The 6,433-nt window shown below is 45.1% G+C and carries 6 protein-coding genes and 1 tRNA gene; 4 read left to right on the top strand and 3 right to left on the bottom strand.

All coding sequences use genetic code 11. The annotated features are described in order from the left end of the window. Both S1OALGB6SA_RS02525 and S1OALGB6SA_RS02530 read left to right on the top strand, forming a co-directional pair. Positions 1 to 1,098 (top strand): ion transporter, encoded by a 1,098-nt coding sequence (locus S1OALGB6SA_RS02525; RefSeq protein WP_124032444.1) that lies wholly within the window; start codon positions 1 to 3, stop codon positions 1,096 to 1,098. Beyond that, on the top strand, positions 1,095 to 1,604 hold the full coding sequence (locus tag S1OALGB6SA_RS02530; protein WP_124032445.1) for a hypothetical protein: 510 nt from the start codon (positions 1,095 to 1,097) through the stop codon (positions 1,602 to 1,604). Before S1OALGB6SA_RS02525 ends, S1OALGB6SA_RS02530 begins: the two co-directional genes overlap by 4 nt. Positions 1,605 to 1,650: 46 nt before the next feature. Here S1OALGB6SA_RS02530 and S1OALGB6SA_RS02535 read toward each other — a convergent pair whose 3' ends face one another. Next, a complete protein-coding gene (locus tag S1OALGB6SA_RS02535; protein ID WP_124032446.1) occupies positions 1,651 to 2,190 on the bottom strand; it encodes an ATP-binding protein in 540 nt (179 codons plus the stop codon). Between the two features lie 4 nt (positions 2,191 to 2,194). Beyond that, positions 2,195 to 2,533 (bottom strand): STAS domain-containing protein, encoded by a 339-nt coding sequence (locus tag S1OALGB6SA_RS02540; protein ID WP_124032447.1) that lies wholly within the window; start codon positions 2,531 to 2,533, stop codon positions 2,195 to 2,197. Positions 2,534 to 2,721: 188 nt separating this feature from the next. Between S1OALGB6SA_RS02540 and S1OALGB6SA_RS02545 the strand changes: the two genes are divergently transcribed. Together S1OALGB6SA_RS02545 and S1OALGB6SA_RS02550 are read left to right on the top strand one after the other, a co-directional pair. Next, entirely contained in the window at positions 2,722 to 5,637 is a 2,916-nt protein-coding gene (locus S1OALGB6SA_RS02545) for a hypothetical protein (RefSeq protein WP_124032448.1), read from the top strand. Between the two features lie 83 nt (positions 5,638 to 5,720). Then, positions 5,721 to 5,793 (top strand) — tRNA-Met (locus S1OALGB6SA_RS02550). A gap of 86 nt (positions 5,794 to 5,879) precedes the next feature. Here the strand turns inward: S1OALGB6SA_RS02550 and S1OALGB6SA_RS02555 are convergent. After that, positions 5,880 to 6,433: hypothetical protein (locus tag S1OALGB6SA_RS02555; protein ID WP_230204373.1), on the bottom strand; the 554-nt coding region annotated here is incomplete at its 5' end.

A 6,433-nucleotide genomic window follows, 5' to 3' on the forward strand; every position in this document is an offset into this window, starting at 1 on the left:
ATGAAGCGACAAGTTAATGACACTCTGGAGGCTGTTGTAACAGCGGCCATTGTTTTGGTTTTGTTACAGACAGTCGCAGAGGACATATTGATGATTTCAAATTCGACATGGGCTGCCAGGCGAATATTTATCTACAGTGGATTTGCTTTCGACTTGTTTTTTACTCTGGAGTTCTTGATTCGGAGCTGGAACGCAATCTGTTGTCGTTCTTTTCGCAGATATATCCTGTTCGAAAATGGGTGGGTGGATTTCATAGCATCCGTACCGCTGCTGGTATTCTCTTCAGGACCTATTTCTCTTTCGATAATGAGGGGTATGGTTTTCGCGGGGTCGGGGACGCTGGTAGGCTTGTTGAAAGTGGTCAAGGCGGTTCGCATGGCCCGGGTATTGAGGTTGCTGAGATTGCTCAAGATATTTCGGAAAATTCGCTTTGCCGACTCTGCAATGGTTCAACGGCATACGGTTCGTATAATCACCACCGCTACCTCTACCTTGATTTTCTCAGCTATGATTATTGGAACTGTTTTTGCGGTTTTAAGCATAGATGACCTTGAAGAGGCATGGCTTATAGGCGGAGAGACGGCCGCGTCGGAACTTGAAGGGGTTCGTTTCCTCGGGCCTGATGACGCTGAAAGCTGGGGCTTGTCGGAGCCGTCGGTATTGTTGCTCAAGAGAGATAAACAGACACTTTACACCAAATATGAGGAAGGGTATTTAAGAGACTATTTTGGTCCTAATGATTACTTCATCAGACATGTCGGGTTTTATACCGTCTGGTTTGACGGCCGACCCAGCATCGTATCTCAATCCAAGCTAAATATCACAATCTTTGCCATGAGTCTTTCGGTAGTGTTGCTTTTTATGCTCACCTACAGTCCGCATTTCGCCGTAACAGTGAGCGATCCAATCAATGTTATGGTAAGGGGATTTAGGGAAAAGAGTTATAATTTGGAGGCAAGCATACTGTCCGATTACAGGCATGACGACATCTTTCGCTTAGTTGCGGCTTACAATGATGTATTTCTTCCTCAAAAGGAAAGGAGCCAGTCCGACATCCTGGATATATCGTTCGAAGATATTGGCGATATACTTAAATGACTCGATTATTGCTCATTGCCAACGGCGCTCTCTTCTTTACAGTTTTGTTGTCAGAGGCATTCGCCCAGTCTCCTGATGATGAATTATGGAATTCATTTGTTCAATGGAATCCTGGTGAACCAACCCTCCCCGAGGATGAAATTTTGGGACCGCTGGCAAACCTTCGCAACCCAAACCCACTTTGGGTAGAGGCCCTAGCCGTTTGCGATGATGCGTTTTTGTCAATTAGAGAGGGTAAAACGCCGGCAGAGCAAATACATCCCAGCGTCCGAATTCCACTATCCCTGGAGTTCAAGAAAGCTCTTGCCGATGGTGGTAAGGATGTTTATCCTCGATATGCGGTTCCGGAATATGAGGGGGGGCAGATAATTCTGCGGGTTGGATTGGCGGATAGAGAGGGTAAACAGCTCTCCGACGGCTACATATACCTCTCAGTTTGGAAGAACAACTGGTTTATTGATCGGTGGTCGCAGGATTTTAGCGCATACCCAGGTACCGATGAGTAAACCAGAAACTGGTGGAATTGGAAGCCATAAGCTGAATCCAGGCTCGTTAGGCAATCTCGATCCCTGGTCGTTTTTTGGGGAACCTCTTGCCCACTGCGACTGTGTTGCCTTTTCTGTTGAAAACGACACCTTCGTCCCAATATTCCGTAGCAGCAAACAAAGCATTACCGCCATCGTTATCGTCGCTTTCGCTAGTTCTGTATGCGACATACTCGGCAAGTTTCTCAAAATCTTCATCCAAGAGACATTTCTGTCGATGTGAATTGAAGGAGTTCCAATCATCGATCCTCTTGAAACCTTTGCCCTCATCTTCTATAATGATTCTTGCATTCAGGGATGAAAAAGAATACCAAACTTTGATTCTCTTATTCGGGTCTGACTTGTTGCCGTGCTTTACAGCATTCTTTATAAGCTCGCTAATCTGCTGTTCAAGGAGGTTCACCTCTTTTATCCCCGGAGGCGCTTTTTGTGCTATCATCAGAGTGAAGTATCTTATCTGACGATAGTCGCTGGGAAACTCCTTGTTCAGCATGCCATTCTTAACTAGAAGCATGTGGTTGTCATCTTGTTGAATCTTTTTTACCATTTGTCTATCCTGCAAGCCGCTTAACTGCATCGCCCACCTTGTTGACAATTGGGAAGTAATTCATAAGCTTAGTGAGCTCGATAACTTTTTTGACTGAACCGTGTATGTTTGAAATCAAGAATTCAATATCAAGTTTTTTTGCGGTTGAGTAGATATAAATCAGGGCGCCAATACCGCTCGAATCAATATACTCCACGTTTTGCAGATTGATAACGAATTTATGAATCTTCTTGTTCACCATTTTCATTACCAATTCTTTCAGCTTGTGGGAGTTGTACAAATCCAACTCGCCGCTGACGTCGATGACGTAAATCTCATTGTTTTTTCGAATTTTCAGTTCCAATTTGTGTAGCTCGATTCAGTATTGATTGGTGCTCAGCATCAAGTTTGGAGCAAAACACATGGTATCATGTAAATATTTCGTGGTCAAGGACAGTTTTTGCGTGTTTGGATGCCCGCGGGGCATCAGTTAAGTGAAAAAACTATATGAAGCGCTATGTTTTTTGATTTACAATGGATGCAGTAAAGTTTATGGGCTCCTACTCAATCTATGTGGAAATATCGCATTTAAATCAATTGAATAAGTTGCGCCCCACTTTAATCAGTACCATGCGCTGCGAGCTCAATGAGTTGCTGCAACATTTTGGCGGACATTCTGTCAACGACAGTTTATTCGGATATCCGCTTATCTTTGATGCAGCAGCGCGAAAAACTGCAGAAGCCGCTATGGCAATACACGCGCAAATAAGGAAGAACGATAAGCATCTCTTTGGAGTCACCCTGTTGATTACCAGCGTTCCGGAAGATTTCGATGCAAATCGGCTGCAATCTCTGATGCTTACTGTCCCCGAAAATAATTGTTTATGGGTGGATCCGAAGCTTGTCAACGAGTTCAGCGACTATCTAACCGGTGAATGTGTCGAAGGATTTTTCCGAGTCGATGGATTAAAGGAGATTGGCCCAAGACCCTATGAACTTTTATCGAAATTACTAGTAAGACCTGATCGTCTAAGGGCTGTTCAGAGGGCCTTACAAAAACTCGAAAAAGAAGATAATGGTTTCAATACTCTGCTGCTTCGTGGTGAATGGGGTTCAGGCAAGCGGGCCACTCTGCACAAAGCGCTTGATAAACTCTATCCCGAAGATGAGGTAAGGCCGCTCACAATTCCCTTTTATGAGAATTTGGAAGATCCTATGGAACCGTTCGTGTTAACTCTAAGGACATCCTTTGCCAACCTTCCTGAATATCTCGATGATGAGGAGAGAGTGTGGTGGACAAGCACTGGCTCCGAAATCCTTAAATCTGCCCAGAAAGGTGGTATGTGGAAGATTTCGAACAATCAAATGCCGGTAGATCTCATTCAAACTTTTGCCTTATATGCAAAGGCGTATATTGAGCGACAAAATGGTAAGCCTGCCTACATACTGATAGACGGATTCAATCCTGAAGCTGAAACCGCTTCATGGCTTCGTTCATTCTTCATTGAATTACTGACTAAACAAAGCTTTCGACTAATCATTGTCTATGATTCGGATTTGTTTAACGAGAAAATAGCGTTGCCTGGAAAGGGCTATGAGATAAGTTTCAGACAGCCCTCGGAAAATGCGATGGTGTCCATTTTGAAGACTTCGAATGTCAAAACCACTTCAGGAGAAATCACTAAATGGTTGAGAAAATGTGGCGCCAGCTTATACAAGCTTTTTTATTTAATAGTGGAAAAAGAGAAAAAACTGAGCAAATCAAGGATTCCAGGCGAGGGCCTAGTCGCATCGCTCGATAACGAACAGCGCAAAATGCTTTTTCTAGCATATGCGGCCTCTGGGCTTTGCGACAGGGATTTGCTTGTTGAAAGACGAGGAGATAAGGACGACCTGCGAAACGCACAGCTTGCATGCTATAGCTATCTGCTTGATTTCGGCTTGGTACGGGAATACTCTGACGGCAAGGTTCAGGGATTTTCCGGTGCTCATGCAAACGTGATTCTGCAGGATATCGAAATGCTTCGGGAAGCCGAGAGTTTTGGCGAATACTTATATAGAAGATACCAGGCCAACTATCCGATTAGCCTTCTCCGCCTCTTCCGATATCTGGAGCGCTGGGGTCCAATAAAACTGGCCATAGATGTTCTAAGTCAACTTTTCAACTATCTTCTAACAAATAGAAGACTGCGGGCCGTGGGGCAATTGCTCACATCATCGATTATGTCGGTGACCGAATTGAACGCCGCACAGATGGAATCCTTGCAAAACGTCATCTGCACCGCCCGACTGCGTTATGTTTTACTCACTTGCAACATTGATGAAGTCAAGTCGCAAGTAAAAGACGGTAGCGTATCGCTGATATGTGGTCGAGGCCCTTATGCTGAAGAGTTTAAACTGCAAATAGCGCGTTACTATTATGCTATTGGACAACAGGAAGATGCGCTAAGCGCTTCCAAAGACGCCCTATTTGCATTCCAGAAATCGGGGAATCACAAGGGGGAAACCTACTCCCATCTCGAATTGGCGCTAAGCCTTCTTGCAAGCGGCAAAGTTCGAGATGCAATAGATCACTTCGGCATTGCAAGAAGAATCGGCACGCAAGTTGACGTCTCATGGGGTGTTATTCGAGCCGCGGCAATGGAAACGATTGGCCATTTTCTTTTCGGTGACATTCCCCGCGCAATGAGGCTCTGCCATGAGTATCGTGAAATGGCCTATAGGAACGGCAGACGAGATTTACACCTGCTCTTAACTCTTGTAGCTGTTCGTATCAACTGGGAACTTGGCCGCTATCAGGAAGTGACAAAGCTTGCCGAAAATGGACGGCTTATTTCGGATTTTTATGGATTAACAAAGGAATCACAGATTTTCAAAGTTTGGAAGGGGCGTTCTTTGTTAGCCGATTTCAGGGAAGAGGGGGAAGGAATCCTTTTACGATCCGGAAATCCACGGGAAGCCAATGCCTATCTTGCGGAAGCTGCCTTTTTAACTGGAGATATCGAGATGGCTAGAAGATATATCGCAAAGGCACGCGTATTGAAACGTCGGAATTCATATCTGCAAGGAGAGTATGACGTTTGGTCTGATGGATACTCCCCCATAGAAGGCAGGCTGACAGATTCCGCTGGTCCACTGGATGTTTTGGGTGAATGGATCGAAGCATTCGGTATTTATATTTCCGGAGGAAATGGTAGCCTGGATTGCGTTATGCGTCTTAAGAACCTTGCTTCAAGGGATGGTCGTCGAATCCCAGCGCCTTATAGTTATCTATACCTCCTATGGGCGGCTCTGATTGCCCCGAAAACAGAAGAAGAGCAACAAGTTCATTTAATTAGCCAGGCCTATAATCAAGTACAGCTTAGCGCTAATCGCTTCGACGATTATCAGGCTAAACAAGCCTGGTTGACTGCCAACCCGTGGAATAGAAGACTGATAGAGGAGGCCCAAAAAAGGAAATTTCTATAAGAGCGTTCAACTTATCCTGTTTTCTCCACGCCTACTTCAAAGTTGACACATATCTATACCTCACAGTACAGTTGGTTTTTTTAGGTGGCGTAGCTCAGTTGGCAGAGCAGTCGGCTCATATCCGATAGGTCGGGGGTTCAAATCCCTTCGCCACTAACTTGCAGAAAAGGTATGTGGGGTGTTCTCTTTTGAGAACGGAAGCATGAGCGATTGACTTGCTGCTTCTTACGAGATTCAGGGTATTAATAGTGTAGCCCCCCGCGGAGCATGAGCGAAAAAATCGGGAATATCTTCTCATTGAAGGAAGTACTTGCACTTATCCCAATCCGCGTAACCCAGCGATTCTTAATTATATCCATACCGAGACCTGTTCGAAGCACGGAAATAGCCTTCATGTTGTATTCGTTCAAGGCATAGTTGGAGAAAACCACACCAATACCCACAAGAACCACCGGTGTTATGGATCCTTCAGGTCGATAATATGCCGAAGCATCAAAACCAAAAATCGAGTCGTTACTGGCATCAGAACCAAGCCCTGATATGCCTCCAAAAACCCTGGTTTCCGCACCAAGATTTCGCAGAAATGGTGCTTCCCAACCGGATTGAAGCAAAAGCGCGATATCCACAGCCGTATATACTGGCAACAAACTCTTATCGGGAAAAACTATCAGTATCGGCGAATAGCCCGCATGGAATTCAACACGCGTTTTCATTTTCACCGGCTCGGTGTCTCTGCTCTTTTCCGTGGGTTCTACCCTAAGAGCCCCTTCAGAGCGAGCCTCAACCCCATTTGGAT

It is taken from the genome of Olavius algarvensis spirochete endosymbiont, assembly GCA_900608495.1.
Taxonomy (GTDB): domain Bacteria; phylum Spirochaetota; class Spirochaetia; order DSM-2461; family DSM-2461; genus UBA2779.